General features: G+C 66.8%; 20 protein-coding genes and 1 pseudogene. 6 read left to right on the forward strand and 15 right to left on the reverse strand.

Annotation, left to right across the window (positions count from 1 at the left end; translation table 11 throughout):
- Positions 1-7 precede the first annotated feature (7 nt).
- Positions 8-673 carry a response regulator gene (locus NTM_RS18050; protein WP_163767039.1) on the reverse strand — a complete coding sequence of 222 codons (666 nt, stop codon included), beginning with the start codon at positions 671-673 and terminating at the stop codon, positions 8-10.
- Positions 666-2294, reverse strand: a complete 1629-nt coding sequence (locus tag NTM_RS18055) for a sensor histidine kinase (RefSeq protein ID WP_232079751.1) — start codon at positions 2292-2294, stop codon at positions 666-668. The genes NTM_RS18050 and NTM_RS18055 overlap by 8 nt, the downstream gene beginning before the upstream one ends.
- A gap of 82 nt (positions 2295-2376) precedes the next feature.
- Here NTM_RS18055 and NTM_RS18060 point away from each other — a divergent pair, with 82 nt between their 5' ends.
- Genes NTM_RS18060 through NTM_RS18075 form a run of 4 tightly spaced genes read left to right on the forward strand, consistent with a single transcriptional unit; the run spans position 2377 to position 5818 of the window.
- Positions 2377-3366 (forward strand): Bug family tripartite tricarboxylate transporter substrate binding protein, encoded by a 990-nt coding sequence (locus NTM_RS18060; RefSeq protein ID WP_163767041.1) that lies wholly within the window; start codon positions 2377-2379, stop codon positions 3364-3366.
- On the forward strand, positions 3363-3875 hold the full coding sequence (locus NTM_RS18065) for a tripartite tricarboxylate transporter TctB family protein (protein ID WP_272955235.1): 513 nt from the start codon (positions 3363-3365) through the stop codon (positions 3873-3875). The genes NTM_RS18060 and NTM_RS18065 overlap by 4 nt, the downstream gene beginning before the upstream one ends.
- Positions 3876-5417: a tripartite tricarboxylate transporter permease gene (locus NTM_RS18070; protein WP_104866014.1), complete on the forward strand. Its 1542-nt coding sequence runs from the start codon at positions 3876-3878 to the stop codon at positions 5415-5417. It begins immediately after the preceding gene.
- Positions 5414-5818 (forward strand): universal stress protein, encoded by a 405-nt coding sequence (locus NTM_RS18075; protein ID WP_163767042.1) that lies wholly within the window; start codon positions 5414-5416, stop codon positions 5816-5818. Before NTM_RS18070 ends, NTM_RS18075 begins: the two co-directional genes overlap by 4 nt.
- A gap of 8 nt (positions 5819-5826) precedes the next feature.
- Here NTM_RS18075 and NTM_RS18080 read toward each other — a convergent pair whose 3' ends face one another.
- The gene (locus tag NTM_RS18080; RefSeq protein WP_163767043.1) at positions 5827-6684 is read right to left on the reverse strand and encodes a mycofactocin-coupled SDR family oxidoreductase; all 858 of its coding nucleotides are present in this window, start codon (positions 6682-6684) and stop codon (positions 5827-5829) included.
- A gap of 251 nt (positions 6685-6935) precedes the next feature.
- Between NTM_RS18080 and NTM_RS18085 the strand changes: the two are divergent.
- A pseudogene (locus NTM_RS18085) lies at positions 6936-7154 on the forward strand (cytochrome P450); the annotation flags it as partial.
- Entirely contained in the window at positions 7151-7579 is a 429-nt protein-coding gene (locus tag NTM_RS18090; protein WP_163767045.1) for a nuclear transport factor 2 family protein, read from the forward strand. The pseudogene NTM_RS18085 and the gene NTM_RS18090, both read left to right, overlap by 4 nt.
- A 9-nt stretch (positions 7580-7588) precedes the next feature.
- Here NTM_RS18090 and NTM_RS18095 read toward each other — a convergent pair whose 3' ends face one another.
- From NTM_RS18095 to NTM_RS18150, 12 genes are all read right to left on the reverse strand, one after another.
- Positions 7589-8827 carry a DUF427 domain-containing protein gene (locus NTM_RS18095; RefSeq protein ID WP_272955236.1) on the reverse strand — a complete coding sequence of 413 codons (1239 nt, stop codon included), beginning with the start codon at positions 8825-8827 and terminating at the stop codon, positions 7589-7591.
- Positions 8824-10308 (reverse strand): class I adenylate-forming enzyme family protein, encoded by a 1485-nt coding sequence (locus NTM_RS18100; protein ID WP_163767046.1) that lies wholly within the window; start codon positions 10306-10308, stop codon positions 8824-8826. The genes NTM_RS18095 and NTM_RS18100 overlap by 4 nt, the downstream gene beginning before the upstream one ends.
- Complete coding sequence (locus NTM_RS18105; protein ID WP_163767047.1) at positions 10305-11060, reverse strand: SDR family oxidoreductase; 756 nt, start codon at positions 11058-11060, stop codon at positions 10305-10307. The genes NTM_RS18100 and NTM_RS18105 overlap by 4 nt, the downstream gene beginning before the upstream one ends.
- The gene (locus tag NTM_RS18110; protein ID WP_163767048.1) at positions 11057-12526 is read right to left on the reverse strand and encodes an aldehyde dehydrogenase; all 1470 of its coding nucleotides are present in this window, start codon (positions 12524-12526) and stop codon (positions 11057-11059) included. The genes NTM_RS18105 and NTM_RS18110 overlap by 4 nt, the downstream gene beginning before the upstream one ends.
- 89 nt (positions 12527-12615) lie before the next feature.
- Positions 12616-13230, reverse strand: coding sequence for a TetR/AcrR family transcriptional regulator (locus tag NTM_RS18115; RefSeq protein ID WP_104864817.1), 615 nt, complete (start codon positions 13228-13230; stop codon positions 12616-12618).
- A 199-nt stretch (positions 13231-13429) separates the two neighbouring features.
- Complete coding sequence (locus tag NTM_RS18120) at positions 13430-14545, reverse strand: acyl-CoA dehydrogenase family protein (protein WP_163767049.1); 1116 nt, start codon at positions 14543-14545, stop codon at positions 13430-13432.
- Between the two features lies 1 nt (position 14546).
- On the reverse strand, positions 14547-15212 hold the full coding sequence (locus NTM_RS18125) for a nuclear transport factor 2 family protein (protein ID WP_163767050.1): 666 nt from the start codon (positions 15210-15212) through the stop codon (positions 14547-14549).
- Positions 15209-16852: a class I adenylate-forming enzyme family protein gene (locus tag NTM_RS18130; RefSeq protein WP_163767051.1), complete on the reverse strand. Its 1644-nt coding sequence runs from the start codon at positions 16850-16852 to the stop codon at positions 15209-15211. The genes NTM_RS18125 and NTM_RS18130 overlap by 4 nt, the downstream gene beginning before the upstream one ends.
- Positions 16849-17616, reverse strand: coding sequence for an enoyl-CoA hydratase-related protein (locus NTM_RS18135; RefSeq protein WP_104864821.1), 768 nt, complete (start codon positions 17614-17616; stop codon positions 16849-16851). Before NTM_RS18135 ends, NTM_RS18130 begins: the two co-directional genes overlap by 4 nt.
- Positions 17617-17688: 72 nt before the next feature.
- Positions 17689-18435 (reverse strand): SDR family NAD(P)-dependent oxidoreductase, encoded by a 747-nt coding sequence (locus NTM_RS18140; RefSeq protein ID WP_163767052.1) that lies wholly within the window; start codon positions 18433-18435, stop codon positions 17689-17691.
- Positions 18425-19057, reverse strand: coding sequence for a TetR/AcrR family transcriptional regulator (locus NTM_RS18145; protein ID WP_232079753.1), 633 nt, complete (start codon positions 19055-19057; stop codon positions 18425-18427). Before NTM_RS18145 ends, NTM_RS18140 begins: the two co-directional genes overlap by 11 nt.
- Before the next feature lie 10 nt (positions 19058-19067).
- On the reverse strand, positions 19068-19850 hold the full coding sequence (locus tag NTM_RS18150; protein ID WP_163767053.1) for a MaoC/PaaZ C-terminal domain-containing protein: 783 nt from the start codon (positions 19848-19850) through the stop codon (positions 19068-19070).
- Positions 19851-19953 lie beyond the last annotated feature (103 nt).

Here is a 19953-nt window from a genome sequence, read left to right on the forward strand (position 1 = left end):
CAGGACACTAGCCCGCGATGCGGTACCTGCGCTCCGGACGGCCCACGCCGTACTGCAGGCGAAGTTCCACGGCACCGACGCTCAGATAGTGCTCCAGATAGCGGCGCGCGCTGACCCTCGATATCCCCACCAGGTCAGCGCATTCGGCGGCCGACACCTCTCCGGCGTCGCGTACGGCGGTCAGCACCAGTTCGCCGGTCTCGGCGCCCAGACCCTTGGGCAGCACCTTGGCCGGCGCCGCGGACGGTCCGCCGAACAACGTGTCGACCAGATGCTGGTCCACACCGTGCGCGGATTGCAGCGCGTCGGCGCGCGAGGCGTAGGCCTCCAGTTTCGATTCGAGCTGCGGAAACTCGAACGGTTTGATCAGGTAGTCGGCGGCGCCGCCGTCGAGCGCACCGCGCACCGTGTCGAGTTCCCGCGCCGCGGTTATCATGATGACGTCGACCCGGTCGCCGCCCGCGCGCAGACGTTGCAGCACGTCCAGTCCCGTCATGTCGGGCAGATAGACATCGAGCAGCAGCAGCTGCGGTCGCAGTTCCCGCGTCGCCGTCAACGCGGCGGCGCCGGTGTGGGCGACACCGACCGCGCGGAAGCCGGCGACCCGGTCGACGAACCTGCGGTGGATCTCGGCGACCATGAAGTCGTCGTCGACGACGAGAACGTCACGCATGGGTGTGCACCGCCTTGAGTTGCACCGTGAAACACGCTCCACTGCCCGGCGCATCGCCGACCTCCACCGTGCCCCCGTGCTGGGCGGTCACCAGCCGCACCAGCGCGAGACCGATCCCGCGGCCGCCGGGAACCTCGGGTTTGGACGTGACGCCCCGGGCGAAGATCTCGTCGCGAAGATGTTCGGGGACACCGGGTCCGGTGTCGATCACGCTGATCGTGAGGCCCTCCCGATCGTCGATGCGCACCGTCACCCGGGCCTGCGCCGCGCCGACCGACACATCGACCGCGTTGTCGATCAGGTTGCCCAGCAGCGTGATCACATCGGTGGCCAGCGCCGGGTCCAACGCACCCAGATGCGAGACCGGATCCAGCCGCAGCTCCACGCCGCTCTCAGCGGCCAGCGACGTCTTCGCGATCAACAACGCGGCCACCGCGGGATCGGCGATGCGTTGTGTCACCGCATCGCTGATCTCGGCTCGGCGGCGCGTCAACGTGCCCACCAGATCACGCACCGCATCGTATTCGCCCAGCTGCACCAGCCCGGAGATCGTGTGCAGCTGGTTGGCGAACTCGTGCGTCTGTGCGCGCAGCGTGTCGGTGACGCTCTTGTGCGAGGACAACTGACCCTGCAGCGCAGCGAGTTCCGTGCTGTCACGCATCGTGGTGACCGTTCCGACCTGTCGACCCTGGCTGGTCGCCGGGCGACGGCTCAACGCCAGTACCCGGGTTCGCGTCGCGATCACGGTGTCGTCGACGGCCTGCCCGTCGGCGCCGGACATCAGCAGCGACACCACCGCCGGATCGATCCCGACCTCGTCCACCCGGCGGCCCACCGCGCTGCCGGGTACGCCGAGCAGATCCTGTGCACCGTCGTTGAGCAACGTGATCTCCCCGTCGTCGTTCACCGCGATCACCCCCTCACGGATGCTGTGCAGCAACGCTTCCCGATGATCGGCCAAATTCGCGATCTCGGCGACCTCCAATCCGCGGGTGTGGCGCTTGATCCGGCGCGACAACAGCCACGACGCCACCAGACCCAGTGCAGCGCCCAGCCCGAGGTAGACCAACAGGCTCTCGCCGGCCCCGCTGAGCAGTGCCCATACCGACGGGTACATCTCGCTGACCGACGCGATCGCCAGCACGTCACCGTTGATGGCCAGGATCGGCACCTGCCCGATCAGACTGTGCGTGCCGTCGACGTCGTCGTCGCCGAACCAGGCCCGTCCCTCGTCGGCGCGGCTGGTTCCGAGGTCGACGCGCGTACCGATCCGCGACGGGTCCGACGATGCGCGGACCACCCCGTCGGGCCCGAGGATCTCGGCCAGGCTGGCGCCCGAGAGCGCCACCGCCCGGTCGACCTCCGGGGCGAGGGTCTGGGCGGCGAACGGGTCCTGATAGCGGTCGCGCACGATCGGGGTCGAGGCCATGTTCTCGGCGACCGCGATCATCCGCTGGCCCCTGACCTCGCGGAACTCGGCTTCGGACTGCGTCACCGACACCGCGGCGACCGCCACCAGCACCACCGCGACCACGACCAGCTGGAAGACCAGGAACTGGGCCGCCAGGCTGCGTCCCCGGAGCAGGGCGGCGACCGCGGACCGGGTGTTCTCAATGATCAAAACGTCCTTTGCCTCCACATCGGTGACGTGGGTCACTGTCGGGGTCCAGTATTGCTGAGCATCACAAGTGATTGGGGACGACATGTTCGCAACCTGGCGAGCAAGGGCCCGCGCCGTCGCGGTCCTCGCCGTCATCGCCGCACTGCTGGTCTCGGCCTGCGGGGTGACCCGCGGTGAGCAGACGGGTCTGCACCGTCTGCGGATGATGGTGCCCAACAGCCCCGGTGGCGGATACGACCTCACGGCGCGGACCGCGGTGAAGATCATGGAAGACGAGGACATCACCGGCCGCGTCGAGGTGTTCAACGTGATCGGCGCCGGTGGCACGGTGGCGATGGCGCGGCTGATGAACGAGCGCGGCAACGGCGACCTGATGATGATGATGGGTCTGGGCGTCGTCGGTGCCACCTATACCAACGGGTCTCGGGACCGCGCCTCCGACGCGACCGCGATCGCCAAGATCGTCGAGGAGCAGGAGGGCATCCTCGTTCCCGGCGACTCACCGTTTCGCACGGTGCGCGATTTCGTCGACGCCTGGAAGGCCGACCCGGCCAAGGTGACGATCGGCGGCGGTTCCAGCCCCGGCGGCCCCGACCACCTGTTCCCGATGGAGACCGCCAAGGCCGCCGGGCTCGACCCCACCAAGGTCAACTTCGTGTCCTACGACGGTGGCGGTGATCTGCTGACGGCCCTGCTGGGCAACAAGATCGCCGCGGGGACGTCAGGGCTGGGCGAGTATGTCGACCAGATCGAGTCCGGTCAGGTCCGGGTGCTGGCGGTGTCCGGTCAGGAGCGGGTCGAGGGAATCGACGCCCCCACCCTGACCGAGGCGGGTATCGACCTGACGTTCACCAACTGGCGGGGAGTGCTTGCCCCGCCGGGGATTTCGGATGAGGACCGGGCCACGCTGGTCAAGGTTCTCGAAGAGCTGCATGCCACCGATGCCTGGAAGGAGGCGCTGGTGAAGAACGGTTGGAGCGATGCGTTCATGACCGGGGAACCATTCGAGACTTTCCTGCGTGAGCAGGATCAGCGCGTCGAGACCACGCTGACCGATCTGGGGCTGCTGTGAGCGCCGAACCGGCCGAACCGGCCACTCGCCCCGACTACGCGCAGTACATCGTCTGCGCGGTGATGGTCGCCGTCGGCGCATTCCTGATCGTCGACGCGCTGCGGATCACCGACGGCTTCGCCAAAGTGGATCCCGTTGGGCCACGGCTGTTCCCGATCGTCATCGGGGTGGGGCTGCTGGTGATGGCGGTGGTGCTGGCCATCGCGATCCCGCGGGGTTCGCGCGGCGAAGCGGACGCCGGGGAGGACATCGACCCCGACATGCCCAGCGACTGGCGCACGGTAGGGCTGCTGGTCGGCATGTTCGTGATGCTGATCGTGCTCGTCGTGCCGCTCGGGTGGGCGATAGCGGGCGCGTTGTTCTTCGCCGGCTGTGCCACGATCCTGGGCAGCAGACACTACGTGCGCAATCTCGTCATCGGCGCCGTGTTGGCCGTCGGGTCGTTCTACGCGTTCTACTCCGGGCTCGGAATCCCGTTGCCCGCAGGCATTCTGGATGGGATTCTGTAGATGGAGAACTTCGACTGGCTGCTTCAGGGCTTCGCCGAGGCCGCCACCCCGATGAACCTGCTGTACGCGGCGATCGGCGTGCTGCTGGGCACCGCGGTCGGCGTGCTGCCCGGTATCGGTCCCGCGATGACCGTCGCGCTGCTGCTCCCGATCACGTACAACGTCAGCCCCAGCGCGGCGTTCATCATGTTCGCCGGCATCTTCTACGGCGGCATGTACGGCGGGTCCACCACCTCGATCCTGCTCAACACCCCCGGCGAATCTTCCTCGGTGATCACCGCGATCGAAGGCAACAAGATGGCCAAGGCGGGCCGCGCCGCGCAGGCGCTGGCCACCGCGGCAATCGGCTCGTTCGTCGCCGGCTCGATCGGCACCGCCTTGCTGGCGGCTTTCGCGCCCGCCATCTCCCGCTTCGCCGTCACCCTCGGCGCCCCGTCCTACCTGGCGATCATGCTGTTCGCACTCGTCGCTGTCACCGCCGTGCTGGGGTCGTCGAAGATGCGCGGGCTGATCTCGCTGTTGCTCGGCCTGGGTATCGGTGTCGTCGGCATCGATTCGCTGACCGGCCAGCCCCGCGCGACGTTCGGCATCCCGCTGCTCAGTGACGGCATCGACATCGTCGTGATCGCGGTCGCGGTGTTCGCGGTCGGGGAGGCACTCTGGGTGGCCGCGCATCTGCGCCGCCGCCCCGCCGACGTGATCCCGGTCGGGCGGCCGTGGATGAACAAGCAGGACTGGGGCCGGTCGTGGAAGCCGTGGCTGCGCGGCACCGCGTACGGATTCCCGTTCGGCGCGTTGCCGGCCGGCGGGGCCGAGCTGCCGACCTTCCTGAGTTACATCACCGAGAAGAAGTTGTCCAAGCATCCCGAGGAGTTCGGTAAGGGCGCCATCGAAGGCGTCGCCGGGCCCGAGGCCGCCAATAACGCCTCCGCCGCAGGAACTCTGGTGCCGATGCTGTCGCTGGGTCTGCCCACCAACGCGACCGCGGCGGTGATGCTGACCGCGTTCGTGTCCTACGGCATCCAGCCTGGGCCCACGCTGTTCGACAAGGAACCGCTGCTGATCTGGACGCTGATCGCGAGCCTTTTCATCGGCAACTTCCTGCTGCTGGTGCTGAACCTTCCGCTCGCGCCGCTGTGGGCCAAACTGCTGCGCACCCCGCGGCCGTACCTGTACGCGGGCATCCTGTTCTTCGCCACGCTAGGGGCGTTCGCGGTCAACCTGCAGCCGCTGGATCTGGTGCTGCTGCTGGTGTTCGGGCTGATGGGGTTGATGATGCGCCGCTTCGGACTTCCGGTGCTGCCGTTGATCATCGGGGTGATTCTGGGTCCACGCATCGAGCGGCAGCTACGGCAGAGCCTGCAGCTCGGCGGCGGCGAGTGGGGGGGCCTGTTCACCGAGCCGGTCGCGATCGTCACCTATGTGCTGATGGCGCTGCTGTTGCTCGCCCCGCTGGTGCTGCGGTTGATGCACCGCAGCGAGGAGACGCTGCTGGTGGTCGAGGACGACCGGGATCAACGAGAGAAGGCCTCGCACTCATGAGCGGTACCACAATCGTCGTCGGATACACCGCGGACCCGTTCGGGCACGCCGCGCTCGAGCACGCCATCTCGGAGGCCCGGTTGCGCGGCGCCCGCCTGTTGGTCGTCAACGCGACATCGGGGGAGTCCTACGTCGACGCGCGGTTCGCCGGTGCGACCGAGGTGCGCGACGTCGAATCCCGCCTGGCCGAGTGCGGTGTCGCCTACGAGTTGCGCCAGCCGGTCGGGGTGGACCCGGCCGACGAACTGCTCGCCGCGGTGGACAGCTCCGGTGCGGAACTGCTCGTGGTCGGCATCCGGCACCGCAATCCGGTCGGCAAGCTGCTGCTGGGCAGCGTCGCGCAGAAGGTCATCCTCGAATGCCCGAAACCGGTGCTCGCGGTCAAGCCCGACGATACATAGCGCGCCTGTCACATCCCGAGTTTGAGGCCGGCGCCGGCGTCGACGAAGAGCTGTTGCCCGGTGACGAATCGGGATTCGTCGGACGCCAGATACACCACTGCGTGAGAAACGTCCTCGGGCTCGATCCACGGTGTCGGCATGGCCTGCAGCAGCGGGAACACCGGTTCGGCGTCCTCGCGAGTCGGCTCGTCGAGGTCGGGGCGGAACACCTTGTACATGGGCTCGTTGTGCAGCATGTCGGTGTTGACATTGGTGGGGTGCACAGCGTTGATCCGAATGCTGTGCGGTGCCATCGTGAGTGCGAGGGCTTTGGTGTAGTCGCGGATCATCTTCTTGGCCATGCCGTAGCCCGCCCCTCCCGGCCCCTGTGGCCCACCGCCGTTGACGAAGTCTTTCTGGTCGATGAGCCCGGCGATGGATCCCGTGGCGATCACCGACGCGCCAGCGGTGAGATGGTCGAGGCTGACGTGGATGGTGTTGACCACGCCGACGAAGTCGACATCGAAGGCATCGACGAAGCCGCGGAATGGAATGTGGTTTCCCTGTGGGCAGATTCCGGCATTGGCGACCACGACGTGCAGACCGCCGAGCTGCCCGACGGCTTCGTCCAGCGCGACTTTGAGTGCGCTCCGATCGCGGACATCGACCGTGGCGGCCACCGCACGCCGCCCTGTCTTCTCGATGAGATTGACAGTCTCATCAAGGTCTTCCCGCGTGGCCAAGGGGTATTCGTTGGACTCGATGTCCGCACAGATGTCGACAGCGATGATGTCAGCGCCCTCGTCGGCGAGGTGCACCGCGTGGCTTCGCCCCTGGCCGCGGGCCGCGCCGGTGACGAGGGCAACCTTGCCCTTGAGACGATTCATCGGAACTCTCCATTCGGTCGCTCAGGGCTAACGCAACGCATTGGATAATAGAACATCTACTGTTAATGTGTCACACATGCTGACGAGGCGGGTACGCCGGGCACGATGACCATCCTGCATGCGCGGCCGGCAGCTGAATTCTTCAGCGACGCCTGCATTCAAGACCCGTATCCGCTCTACGACCGGTGCCGACGTGGTCTGTGGATGGGACGACGTGAACGACGTCGTCGCCCGACCGGAAGTGTTCTACGAACGAGTTCCGTCTCGACCGACCGAAAGGCAGGGGACACATGTGGTTCGGCAAGGGCGCGCACTTCTGCGTCGGCGCGTCGCTAGCCCGGCTGGAAGCGATGACGGTGCTCCGTACGGTCCTGGCTCGCACCCGGTGGGTCGAGCCCGCCGCAGTGGGGCGCTGGTTGCCCAGCATCCTGGTCCGGCGCCTGGACCGCCTGGAACTCACGTTCGCATGACAATCGCAGACGAGCTGGCAGATTTGGCGGCGCAGGCAGAACTCGCACAAGCCAAGGCGCGCTACTGCCGTCTGCTGGACACCAAAGACTGGTCCGCGCTCGCCGGGTTGATGACCGCAGAGATTCTCTTCGACCTGGACGCCGGAAATCCCTCGTCGGTGCCGATCATGGGACGAGAGAACGTTCTGGCAGCGGTCCGCGCTTCAGTTGCCGATGCGCTCACCGTGCATCAGGTGCACGCCCCCGAGTTCGAGATCGCCGGCGATGAGGCGCAGGTGATATGGGCGGTCCAGGAAAGGGTCGTGTGGGAGAACGGAACCTCGCTGACGGCCTTCGGTCACTACCATGACCGGTGGGTCCGGCTCGACGGCCGTTGGCGCATCGCCGAACTGCGGTTGACGCATCTGATCATGGAGTTCGGCTGACCGTATCGCTCACATCGCCGTGCGGCTGTCCTGACCCATCTCGTGCGGCGCGCGCGTGAAATTGCGCACCATCGCCTGAACTGTGTAGGACGCCGCCAGCGTGCCGTCGCGCGTGTAGACACGCCCGTCGCCCTGGACCAGTCCTCGGCCCGACCAGAAGGCATGGTTGGTGTAGAGCAACCAGTCCTCTATATCGACCTCGTCGTGAAAGGCGATGTCGGCCTTCATGATTCCGGTGGAAAGGGTACGGTGTGCCTGCGCTTCACCGAAGCCCTTGTGCGGCAGCATTCCCGCCGCGATGATCCAGTGTGTCGTGGACTGAGCGAGAAGTGCCTGCCGCAGATACCCCTCATCCGCGCTGTCGCGGAAACGGACCCACGCGTCGATGCGGGGCGGGGCCACGCGGTCGGGATCAGGATCGTAGGCGCCGTCGACCACGCGAATCTCGCGTCCGGTCATGCCGAATCCGGTGAACGGAACGCATTCGTGGGGTGGGGGGACGGACGGCATCGGATCGACGTCGCGCATCACATCGGGTGCGCCGGCATCGGCGAGTACCAGCCCTGCACTGCGGAGAACGCCGTGCTGGCTGATGCGAACCTCGGCAGTGGAAAACGTCCGCCCGTGCCTGAGAAGCTCCACGTCGACATCCAGTGGTGCGGTGAAGGAGGCCGCTTTCAGGAAGGTCATGGACACCGCGGTCACCCGCTGAGATGGGAGAGCCTTGGAGGTGGCGACGATCGCTTGAGCCGCGAGTTGTCCGCCTTCGACGACGTCTCGCTGAGTTGGACCGAGCGCCGGTCCCCTGAACGTCAACGCTTCTGCGGGTACCACATCGATAAGTCGCGCGAGGTCGACGGCATCGCCCCAGAGCGGGAATCGAGCCGGCACCGTCGTTCCGTCCGGCCACCGCTCGAGCACCACGACGGTCAGCGCCGGACTGTGGAATGACACATGCCCGGCGATCGCAGCGACGTCGGGAAGCGGTGTCGGGTAGGACCACGCGACATCGGCCGTGCGTGCTTCGGCGTCGGTCAGGCTCCAGTAGACGGCTTCGCCTTCGACCGGGCAGACGGTCTTCGTCGGCGAGGGGGTCAGGTATTCCCAACGGACGGCATCTTCGGGGAAGTACAGCCGGTCCACGTGATCGGTCTCCGTGAGGAGCAGACAGGCGTCGCTCTCGGCGACCATGCGCTCACCTGCCCACACCTGTGCTGTGTACGGGGCAGGCGAGATGTGCGTCGTCACCGGGAGTTCAGTTCGCTGATGAGTTCGCGGCGTAGTACTTTGCCGGTCGCGTTGGTGGGTAGTTGGTCCCGGAAGATCACCCGGTCGGGGGTGCGGGACCCTCGTAGCTGGGATCGTACGTGGGCGCGTAGCTCTTCGGGGTCGGGCTGGGCGCCGTGGTGGGCGACTACGACGGCGACGATGATCTGGCCCCATTGCGGGTCGTCGGCGCCGACGACGGCACAGTCGCGCACGTGGGGGTGTTCGACGAGGACGTCCTCGATTTCGGCGGGGGCGATGTTCTCTCCGCCGCGGATGATGGTGTCGTCGGAGCGGCCGCCGATGAACAGGTAGCCCTGCTCGTCGAGGTAGGCGACGTCTTTGGTGGGGAACCAGCCGTTTGCGTCGAGCACGGAGCCGATGCCGGTGTATTTGCCCGATACCTGCTCGCCGCGCACGTACAGCTCGCCGGGTTCGTTGGGGCCGAGTACGGTGCCGTCGTCGGCGCGGATCTGGACTTCGACGCCGGGGACGGGTTGGCCGACCGAACCGAGGCGGCGCATCGCGGCGTCGTCGGTGGCGGCCACGGCGGCGCGGTGGTCGTCGGGGGTGAGCACCGCGATCGTCGAGCTGGTTTCGGTCAGCCCGTAGGCGTTGACGAAGCCGACGTCGGGCAGTAGCGAGAGTGCTTTGCGGACCAGCGGCAGCGGGACTTTCGAGCCACCGTAGGCCAGGGTGCGCAAGGTGGGCAGCGCGGTGTGGGTGGTTTCCAGCACGGTGACGATGCGGTCGAGCATGGTGGGCACCACGGTGGCGGAGGTGACGGCTTCAGCGGCGACGAGGTCGACCCAGCGCTGGGCGTCGAAATGGCGCAGGTACACCATCTTGCGGCCGGCGTAGAGGTTCGACAGTGCGGCGCTGACTCCGGCGATGTGATACGGCGGGACGCAGATCAGTGCGGCGTCGTCGGGTTCGGCGGAGGCGAACTCGACGGTGCCCATGATGTAGCTGGTCAGGTTGGTGTGGCTGAGCTCGACGGCCTTGGGTGTGGAGGTGGTGCCGGAGGTGAACAGCACGACGCCGACCGAGTCTGGGTCGGCGAACTGGGCGGCGGGTTCGGCGGTGCGTGCCGCGGTGAGGAATTCGGCTGAACCGATGGTGCGGTAGCTGTCACCGACCGCGTCGCGGTATTCGTCGTCGACGACGACCAGCGGGTCGGGCAATCGGTCCAGCAGCGCGCGCAGGCCTTCGGCGGAGAGTCGGTAGTTCAGCGGGGTCACCGGGATCGCCGCGCGTGCGGAGGCGAACAACAGCAGCGGCAGCATGGCCCCGCCGGTGCCGACGTAGGCGAGGTGGCGGGCCCCGGAGGCGGTGATCACGCCGGCGCCGCCGTCGGCCAGCGCGTTCAATTCGGCGGTGCTCAGCCGTAACTCGTCGCAGACCAGCGCGGTCCGGTCGGGATCGGTGTCGGCGGCCATCTCCAACAACAACGAAATACTCATGAGCTCATCGGGGCCGCAGGAGATTTGAGCGTGAGATTGTCGAGTCCGATGTCGGGATTCGCCAGGGCACTGGCGAAGATGCCGGCCAGGGTGTTCGCCACACCTTCCGGTGTCATGTGGGTCGCCGGGACCAGTCCCCGGGCGATCCACTCACCGGCGACGACGCCGAGCAAGTCAGGATCGAAATCGGAGATGAAATCCGTCGGCACCGTTGCTCCCACCTCGACGCAACTGAAGCGGTACCCGGGGTGCTCCAGTCGCCACGCCACCAGACTGCGCTCCATCGCTGCTTTACTCGCCGAATATGCACCGAGTGCGCGATGGGGGTGGCGGACGGAGTCTGACGACAACGCGGCGACGACCGCTGACGGCGCGAGTATCGGCAGGTGCGCTCGAATGACCTGGTGAACCCCGATCACGTTGGTGGTCAGGACCTTTGTCCAGTCATCGACGTCGACCTCGGCGAACGGTTTGAGCGGCGCGAACCCGGCGCTGATCACCAGAAGGTCCACCTCGCCGAGAGTTTCGGCCGCGACACAGCCGACCCGGGCGCAATCGTCCGGATCCCGGATATCGGCCGAGACCGACTCCGCGGGAGTCGCGCCGCCGAACATATCCGAAGACAGTTCGCGCCGTGCGACCGCGACGAGCCTGGCGCCCTCGGCCAGTGCAGTCGCGGCGAACGCCCGCCCGATCCCGGCTGAGGCACCGACGACGACGACACGCTTGTCCGCCAGCGACGTCCCCGTCATCGCGCACCGACAGCGATGGACTTGATCTCCAGATACTCCTCGAAGCCCGCCACGCCCATCTCCCGCCCGATCCCACTCTGCTTGTAGCCGCCGAAGGGCACGTCCATGCCGTAGAACACCCCACCGTTGACATTGACGGTGCCGGTGCGCATCCGGTCCGCCACAGCGCGTGCCCGCTCATCAGATGCGCTGACCACGGCCCCTGACAATCCATACCGCGAGTTGTTCGCGATCCGCACCGCGTCGTCGTCGCCGTCGTGCGCGATCACCGCCAGGACCGGACCGAAGATCTCTTCCTGCGCCACCGTGGAATCGGGATCGACATCGGTCAGCACGGTGGGTTCGACGAAATAGCCGGTCGGCAGGTGATCAGGAACACCGCCTCCGATCGCGACCGTAGCGCCTTCTTCGATTCCCTTGTCGATGTAGCCCAGCACCCGACGGCGTTGTTCTTCGCGGATCAGAGGCCCCATCAGCACCGAGGGATCGGTGGGATCGCCAAAGGGCCAGCCTTTGAGCGCTTCGACGAGAGCGTCGACGCCCTCGCGGTAGCGGGACCGCGGAAGCAGGAGACGGGTGGTGTTGGCACAGCCCTGGCCCGCATGGGTGGTGGTCGCGAATGCCGCGGACGTGACGACCGAGCCGAGGTCAGCGTCATCGAGTGCGATGAGTGCAGACTTGCCGCCGAGTTCGAGGAAGACCTTCTTGATCGTGGGTGCGGCCGCGGTCATGATCTTGGTGCCTGTCGCGGTGGATCCGGTGAACGAGATCATGTCGACCCGCGGATCTTCGCAAAGTTGCTGACCCACAGCGTGATCGGCGGAGGTGACGACGTTGACGACACCGGCCGGGATGTCGGTGTGTTCGGCGATCAACCGCCCGAGCAGCGTTGCCCCGTACGGAGTGTCGGGTGCCGGTTTGAGCACCACGGTGTTCCCGGCGGCGAGCGCCGGAACCATCTTGGCCAGATTGATCTGAACGGGGTAGTTCCAGGGCGTGATGGCTCCGATGACGCCGACAGGTTCGCGGCGAACGATCCGGTGGGTCTTCATCCCGAACGGCTCGGCAAGACCGAGGCTGGTCTCCCATTCGTAACTCTCGGCCAGGTCGGCCACCCACGGCAGCCCCGCGACCGGGCTGTCCAGTTGGGGACCATAGGTCAGAGCGACCGGGCAGCCGACCTCGGCCACCGTAGTGGCGCGGAGATCGTCGGCGAACCTACCGAGAGCTTCGTGGAGTTGGCGGATGCAGCGCACGCGCATTTCGGGGGAGCGGGCCCATGCGGTGTCGTCGAACGCGCGGCGGGCCGCACCGATCGCGGCATCCATATCGACGGCGGTCGCATTCGCGACGGCGCCGATGACCTGCTCTGTCGCAGGGTTGACATTGTCGAAGGTCTCCCCGGACTCCGACGGAACCAGCCGTCCGTCGATAAGCATGTTTCCTTCGGTCCAGAAACTGCTCATGCCTCTCCTGACGTTCGCCACCGCGGACATGGAGAACAGTAATACAGGAGTTGTTCAATTGGATAGTAAACGGAGTTCGGTGATCCGCCCTAGCGCAAGCCGTTCACCGCGAACTTCTCCACGTACGCGCGGACCGTTTCGGGCTTGGACATGTCGAAGGTCTGTGCTTCGTTGACGGTCGAGAACGAGTAGATGATGCGGGCCAGCCATTCGCTGGCTGCGGTGACGTCGATTCCGGCGCCGACCTCCCCGCGCTGCTGGGCTTCGCGGACGTAGGGAACAAGGAAATTGGTGGAGCGCCGGACCGCCGAGTCGCCGTCGGCGATCATGTGGCGCATGAGTTCGGCATCGTCAGCCATGAGCCTGTTGCGAGTGCGGTGGTCGAGCAGAATGGTCGCGTGCGTCTCGGCCATCGCGCCCAATTTTGCAGCCAGCGTTGTCTTCTTGGCCATCGCGGCCGCGACGAGTCGGTAGAACTTCTGCGCGCCGAACTCGATCGCGGCTTCGATCAACACGGTGCGGTCTTCGAAGTAGCGGTATACGGTGCCTCGTGAGACATTCGCCATCCGGGCGACATCCTGAACACTGGTGCGCTGGATGCCCAACTGGGTGAAGCACTGATTGGCGGCTTCGAGGATCTGATCGCGCCGGTCGACTTCATCCTGCTGGACGTCGACCTCAGCTGTCGCACGTGACGTTGCCATGACGCTCCTTGCCTGATGGGACGGGCCCGATGGGACGACTCTTCAGCCTCATCGCCAAGTTCACAATCGTACGCGACATCGCGACTCGGAGCGTATCGGCGTTCTGGGTGTGCGTCAGACTGTGAGGAAAGTCCCTCGAAACGTCATCAACAGTGAGACAGGTCATGCCTCTGTGTCTCAGGAGATTCGCCTCAACGCTTTACAGCCCGATGCGGTCGGCGAGCATCCGGCGGTGGTGGTCGGCGTCGCCGAGCAGGTGGGCGGAGGACTTGGCTCGTTTGAAATACAGGTGTGCGGGGTGCTCCCAGGTGAAACCGATACCGCCGTGCAACTGGATGTTCGCTGCAGCCGCCTTCGCGTACACCTCCGAGCAGTGCGCCTGGGCCAATGCCGCCGCCGCGGGGAACTCTGCGGGAAATGCGGTCGCGGCGTGCGCGGCGTACTGCGCCGCGCCACGGGCTCCCTCGATGTCGAGCATCAGGTTCGCGCACATGTGCCGGATCGCCTGGAACGAGCCGATGGGTTTGCCGAACTGGTGGCGCACCTTGACGTAGCCGACGGCCTGGTCCAGGCAGCGCTGGGCGCCCCCAACCTGTTCGGCGGCCAACGCGGCGGCGGCGAAGCTCAACGCACACTCCAGTCGCGTTTCGGAGATGTCCAGGCGTGCCGCGGGTGTCGACCGGAACTCGACGACGGCCTGGCGACGTGTCGCATCCAACGTCGACTGTGCCCGTCGGGTGCAGGAGGAGGCCTCGACGCAGAACACCCCGACGTCAGTGGCGGTGCGGGCCACGACCAGCAGGAGATCAGCTGACATCCCCTCGGGCACAAAGTGTTTCACCCCTTGGAGGATCCAGCCTCCGGAGGCCGGCTCGGCCCGCGTGGTGATGTCGCCGACGTTCCACCGCCCGCTGCGCTCGGTGAGTGCCAGAGTGGCGATGGTGTGTCCCGCCGCGATTCCGGGCAGGTGCCGCTTCTTGGCCTGCTCATCGTCGGACTCCACGAGGGTCCGTGCAGCCAGCACCGCCGACGCGAAGTAGGGCCCTGGAAGCAGGGCCGCGCCTGTCTCCTCGAGTACGAGTGCGAGTTCGGTGAGTCCGAGTCCTTCGCCGCCGTACTCCTCCGGGATGGCCAGGCCCTGCAGGTTCAACTGGTCGGCCATCGCGTGCCACACCGCAGGGTCGTACCCATGGGGAGATTCCATCGCGCGCCGGACGTCTTCTTCCGAGACGTGCCGCTCCAGAAAGGACCGCAGCGCGGACCGGAACTGCCGCTGGTCCTCGGTGTCGGTGAAACCCGTTGTGTAATCGGTCATGTCAGAGGTTCCTCGGGTCGTCCTCGGTGCGGCCTGTGGAGCTGCCTCGGGGGACGGGGGCGCCGTGTCGCAAGGTGCGAATCCAGTCATCGATCGGCGCCGGCGCGGCCACAGGCGCGTCGAGGCGTCCCGGTTCGGCGGCGTGAAACTCCTGCCAGCTGGGAAATGCGGCGTGGAATCCACCGTCGTGGGCGGGCGTCCCCGGCCACCTCATCTTCTCGGGACCCAACGGCGGGTCGGTGATGTCGCTCTCGTACCAGAAGAGCGGTTTGCGGCGGACGAAATACCATCGCCCGTAGCGACATTCATACGTGTCGAGGTAGGCCAGCAGTTCGATCACCCAGGCCGAGGACGTCTCGAGGTCGTTTCGGGAGTACACCAGGCCGGTCGCGTGGTGGGTGTCGTGCACGTCGATGACGTGGCCGTGTACGCCGTGCGCACTGCCGAGCAGGCCGTGGCGCAACTCGCGGTCATACCATCGGCGCAGCGCGGGCCGGCCGTGGTCGTGACCTGGAACCGCGACGTCGTCGACGAACAGGTTGACCAACGAATCGAGATCGCGCATGTCCAGCGCAACAGCGTATTTGGCGGCGAGTTGGCGGATCTCGTCGAGCGCCTCCAATCGTTGGAGGCGTGCGATGAGTGCGGCCGGCGAGTTGTCGGTCATTTGAGGGCGCCCTCGGCCATCAGCTCCGCAAGGCGTCGTTTGTCGATCTTGTCGGTCGTGGTGTAGGGCAGCGCCTTGGGGTCGGTGAGGATGACCCACTTCTTCGGCACCTTGTAGGCTGCCAGACCGGCGCGGCATTGCGCGGTGAGGTGGGCGGCATCTGCGTGCCGGCCGTCATTGAGAACGACTGCGGCGCTGACGATCGCGCCGCGGTCGGGGTCGGGAACGCCGACCACGTAGGCAATGCGCACCTCGGGTAGCCGCCGCAGTGCTGCTTCGACCTCCATCGGGGCCACATTCGTGCCCGAGGTCTTGATCATTTCGTCGAGGCGCCCGGCGAAGTACAGATGACCGTCATCGTCGCGGTAGCCGGCGTCTTTGGTGTGCAGCCAACCGTCGCGGTCGACCAGCTCGTGCCAGTGTCGCCCGATCATGCCGCGCATCATGGCCTGACCCCGCACACAGATCTCGCCGGTGACACCGTTGGGGACTTCGGTGCCGGTGTCGTCGACGATCTTGTGTTCGTAACCGGGTGCCGAGACACCGAGGGAGCCGCGCTTGGACTCCGGTACCTGCTCGTGTGGTGGCCACCAGGTGTGGCTGCTGCATGTCTCGGTCATTCCGAGTTGGGCCACCCGCAGTGACGGGTCGGATGTCCGGCGGCCGGGAGGGAGCAGGACCTGCTGGTAGCCCTCTCGGAGGCTGGAAAGGTCGGTGCCGGCGAAGTCGGGATGATTGACCAGTGCCGGGCCGATGTGCGGGAAACCGGTGGTGTAGGTGGCTTTTTCGGCTTCCAGCAGGCGGCGTGTGTGGCCCGCGTCGAACTTGTGCTCGGTGAGCACGGTCGCTCCGTGCTGGAACGGGCCGAGGAAGCCGAAGACCAGGCCGGCGACCCAGAAGAAGACCATCGGCACGTAGATGCGGTCGCCGGCCCCCCACTCGTGCTGTGCGGCGATGAACCGGGAGTGCGTGATTGCGGTCCCGTGGGTGTGCAGGATGCCCTTGGGATTCGACGTGCTGCCCGAGGTGTAGATCGCGAACAGGTCGTCGGTGGTGCGTACGGTCTGTGCGCAGGCGGCCAGGAACTCCGGATCGACAGGATCGGGCCATTCCTGCGGCCAACGTGTGGTCACCACACCGAGCGGGAGCACGTTGCGCAGCTGGGGGAGCGCGCGCGACCGTAGCGGCATGTCCAGTTCGCCGGCCGCGGCGGCCAGCCGTGCCAGCATGTCGTTGCCCAGGATCGACTCGACGGACAACACCGTGTGCACATCGGCGTCGCGGAGCACCCAGGCCAACTCGGCGGGTCCGAGGAAGGTGTTGAGCGGCACGGCTACCGCACCGATGCGCGTGACCGCGAGGAACGCGACGACGAAGTCGGGTCCGTTCGGCGCGAGAATGCCCACGCGCACGCCCTTGGTCACCCCCGCCGCGAGGAGGCGTGCCGCCATCGTCGCCGAGTCACAGTCAGCCTGTCCGTAGGTGATCCGCTCGCAAGCGCCGTCCGGCAGGCCGGCCACCACCAGGTCCGATTGCGCGTGTGAGGCCGTCACCGCGGCCAGCACGGCCGGCATGACGGGTTCGTAGGGCAGCGTCTCGTAGTGGAACGTGCGGGCGCTGGGAACCTGCGGCGAGGTCATTCGACGGTCCAGCGCGGTTCCCGCTTTTCGGCGAAGGCCACCATCCCTTCGCGGTAATCGGGATGAGTCATCTGGTGTTGCAGCACGTACCGGTAGGCGACGTCGTTCGCGGCGTGCAGACCGACGTCCAGGCTGGTCCACATCGCTTTGACGGAGGTCTGGGTGGTCGCGGGCGACAAGGCTGCGATCGACAGGGCGATCTCGCGGGTGCGCTGCTGCAGGCGTTCACCGGGGACGACCTCGTTGACGAGCCCGATGTCATAGGCACGTTGAGCGCTGATACGGCCGTCCTTGGCCATCAGTGCGAGCTGCATGACCATCGAGAGGGGCATGCGGCGCAGCAGCACTGCCGGCTCGAGGGCGAACACGTTGCCCACGGCGAGGTGGGTGTCGATCAACTCGGCGTGGTCGGCGGCGATGATGAGGTCGGCATCGGCGACCTGGTGCAGTCCGCCGCCGACGACCATGCCGTTGAGAGCGCAGATGACCGGTTTCCACACCCCGTGGTGGAGGCGGGAGCCTGGCACCTTGTTGCGGATGCCGCCGCTGGCCGTGGCCTTGATGTCCTGGCCGGCGCTGAAGGCGCGGTCCCCGGCGCCGGTGATGATGGCGACCCGGACATCCGGGTCGTCGCGGACCTGCCCCCAGGCCCATCCGAGCTCGGTGCGGGTCAGATCGTCGGTGGCGTTGAGCCGTTCCGGCCGGTTGATGGTGATGGTCGCGACGTGCTCGTCGACGTCGTACAGAATCCTCTGTAGCTGCACGCTCGGCCCCTTCGCTCTCGTCGCAAGAGTAAACAGATTAGCAAAAGATGTTCAATTGTCAGACAGATCCGCTCAGGGCATCCACTGGCCACCGGAGACCGAGATCAACTGACCGGTGAGATGTTTGGCGGCGTCGGAGCACAGGAACGCCACGGTGTTGGCGACATCCTCGGGATCGCCGATCGCACCGGTGAGCGTGGAGTCCCGCATGGAGCCGAGTTCCGCCTCGGTCTTTCGCGACAACAGCCACGGCGTGGCGGTCGTCCCCACCACGACGGTGTTGACGCGTACTCCCAGAGGTCCCAGTTGCACCGCCATCAGGCGGCTCAGGCCTTCGACGCCGGCCTTCGCGGCGGCATACGCGGGTGGCCCTGTGCGCACTCCGTGCGCGGACACCGAACTGATGTTGACGATGACGCCGTGGTGCTGCTCGACCATCTGGCGGGCGGCCACCTGCGCCATGACGAATGTGCCTGTGAGGTTGACGGCCAGGATGCGGTCCCAGTCCTCGTCGGTCTGATCGAGGAATGACGCAGGCAGGGTCATGCCTGCGTTGTTGACCAGAGCGCGTACCGGTCCGTAGGCGTCGCGTAACGCGCTCAGTCCACGCTCGACTGCCTCCCGGTCGGTGATCGACAGTTCCACGGGTATCACCAGACCCGCTCGTGCGCAGTCTGTTTCCCGCGTCCTCGCGATGGCCTTGGGGTTCACGTCGATGACCGCGACGCGGTGGCCGGTCGTCACCATCTCACTCACGATGGCCTCGCCGATACCGCGTGCGCCGCCGGTCACCACGGCCAGGGGAAGATCATCCGGCACGGCGGCTCCTCTCGGCCCTGGTCGATCGTTCGATCCTGGTGATGGACGGTCGCAGCAGATCGTTGGCCTGACGCATCGATGCGACCAGATCGGCCGTTCCGCCACCGGCCACCCAGGTGTCGATCGCTGCCCGGTTGGCGCCGTTGACGACGTTGACGGCCAGCCGTGGACGCAGATCGGTGGTCGGATCCGCGTGCAGCCACGCCGCGACCTCGGTGGTCATCTGATCGATCCAATCGTCGTTGATGCGCAACCTGGCCGCGCGCAGCGCGGGGTGGTTGCCGTACAGCCGCGCACGGGCGACGAAGATGTCCGGCTGCGCGCTGATGGCCTGCGCGACAGACGCCGACGCCTCGGCGAGTGCACCCCACAGCGACCGGGCGCCCGATGCGCGGAAGCGGCGGGTCGCCTCGTCGAGCCGCTCGCGGTAGCCGTCGAAGAGGATGTCGTCCTTGGCCGCGAAGTGATGGAAGAACGTCCGCGGCGCGACGCCGGCACGCGCGGCGATGTGATCCACCGTGGTCGCGTCGTAGCCCTTGTCCTCGAAAAGGGCGATCGCGGCGGCGATCAGGGCTTGCCTGTTGCGCTGTCCCCGCATTCGGCGCTGGTCCATGGTGGTCATCCCCGTCGTGTCATGCTCGCAGGGTCGCCACGCCCGCAGCCAGGGCGACGACAGGGCCCTGGCTGGTGCGGAACCGCACCTGCCGGCCGGTGTGCCACACCTCGGTGGTCAGCGGTGCCCCCAGCAGAACCGGTTTGGCGAAACGACAGCTGATCGACTCCAGTGCCTGCGGGTCCTTCTGGCCGACGCTGTTGATGACCGCACGCGCGGCGAATCCGAGGGTGCACAGCCCGTGCAGGAAGACGTCGTCGAACCCGGCTCTGCGCGCGGCCGCTGGATCGATGTGCAGTGGGTTGCGGTCACCACTGAGCCGGTAGAGGGCCGCCTGCTCCGGGCGGATCTCGTCGCTGACCGTGACGTCCGGCGCGGTGTCCGGATCCTCCGGAGTCGTCGGGCCGCGCCTGCCGCCAAAGCCGCCGCCGCCCACGACGATGGTCTGCCCGATCGCGACGAACACCTCGCCGTCCTGGTCTGACCCCCGGGTCGTCACCTCGATGGCGGCATGCTTGCCCTTGTCCCATACGGCGGTCACCTCGCCGGTGACCCTCATCTCGCCCCGGGGTTGCGGATGCCGGCTCAGGGTCAGCGACTGCGCGCCGTGCACGATCGGCGCGCTACCCAGGTCGAGCACGGCGCGCAGGTCCTTGACCGCCCACCAGTTGGCCAGCAGCGCGAACGTCGGCAGGACGGTGGGGCCGCGGTGTTCATCGATCAGATCCAGTTCTTCGGGAGGGCGTGCGCCCACACCGAGCGCGTAGAGGATCGCGTCGGTTTCCGACCAGGCAAAGTCCACTGGTTTCAAGGCGGTTCCGACGGCTGCTTCCGTGACAGACAAACGGGCCCCTTTCATACACCTGCATTGAACGGATTGACGAAGTTTGTTACATCGTCCAATA

It is taken from the genome of Mycolicibacterium parafortuitum, from assembly GCF_010725485.1.
Taxonomy (GTDB): domain Bacteria; phylum Actinomycetota; class Actinomycetes; order Mycobacteriales; family Mycobacteriaceae; genus Mycobacterium.

What these genes read in the sequence shown, in the direction of transcription:
- NTM_RS18050 (WP_163767039.1), bottom strand. Translation starts at nt 673, where the DNA reads ATGCGTGACGTTCTCGTCGTCGACGACGACTTCATGGTCGCCGAGATC.
- NTM_RS18060 (WP_163767041.1), top strand. Translation starts at nt 2,377, where the DNA reads ATGTTCGCAACCTGGCGAGCAAGGGCCCGCGCCGTCGCGGTCCTCGCC.
- NTM_RS18070 (WP_104866014.1), top strand. Translation starts at nt 3,876, where the DNA reads ATGGAGAACTTCGACTGGCTGCTTCAGGGCTTCGCCGAGGCCGCCACC.
- NTM_RS18075 (WP_163767042.1), top strand. Translation starts at nt 5,414, where the DNA reads ATGAGCGGTACCACAATCGTCGTCGGATACACCGCGGACCCGTTCGGG.
- NTM_RS18080 (WP_163767043.1), bottom strand. Translation starts at nt 6,684, where the DNA reads ATGAATCGTCTCAAGGGCAAGGTTGCCCTCGTCACCGGCGCGGCCCGC.
- NTM_RS18090 (WP_163767045.1), top strand. Translation starts at nt 7,151, where the DNA reads ATGACAATCGCAGACGAGCTGGCAGATTTGGCGGCGCAGGCAGAACTC.
- NTM_RS18100 (WP_163767046.1), bottom strand. Translation starts at nt 10,308, where the DNA reads ATGAGTATTTCGTTGTTGTTGGAGATGGCCGCCGACACCGATCCCGAC.
- NTM_RS18105 (WP_163767047.1), bottom strand. Translation starts at nt 11,060, where the DNA reads ATGACGGGGACGTCGCTGGCGGACAAGCGTGTCGTCGTCGTCGGTGCC.
- NTM_RS18110 (WP_163767048.1), bottom strand. Translation starts at nt 12,526, where the DNA reads ATGAGCAGTTTCTGGACCGAAGGAAACATGCTTATCGACGGACGGCTG.
- NTM_RS18115 (WP_104864817.1), bottom strand. Translation starts at nt 13,230, where the DNA reads ATGGCAACGTCACGTGCGACAGCTGAGGTCGACGTCCAGCAGGATGAA.
- NTM_RS18120 (WP_163767049.1), bottom strand. Translation starts at nt 14,545, where the DNA reads ATGACCGATTACACAACGGGTTTCACCGACACCGAGGACCAGCGGCAG.
- NTM_RS18125 (WP_163767050.1), bottom strand. Translation starts at nt 15,212, where the DNA reads ATGACCGACAACTCGCCGGCCGCACTCATCGCACGCCTCCAACGATTG.
- NTM_RS18130 (WP_163767051.1), bottom strand. Translation starts at nt 16,852, where the DNA reads ATGACCTCGCCGCAGGTTCCCAGCGCCCGCACGTTCCACTACGAGACG.
- NTM_RS18145 (WP_232079753.1), bottom strand. Translation starts at nt 19,057, where the DNA reads ATGACCACCATGGACCAGCGCCGAATGCGGGGACAGCGCAACAGGCAA.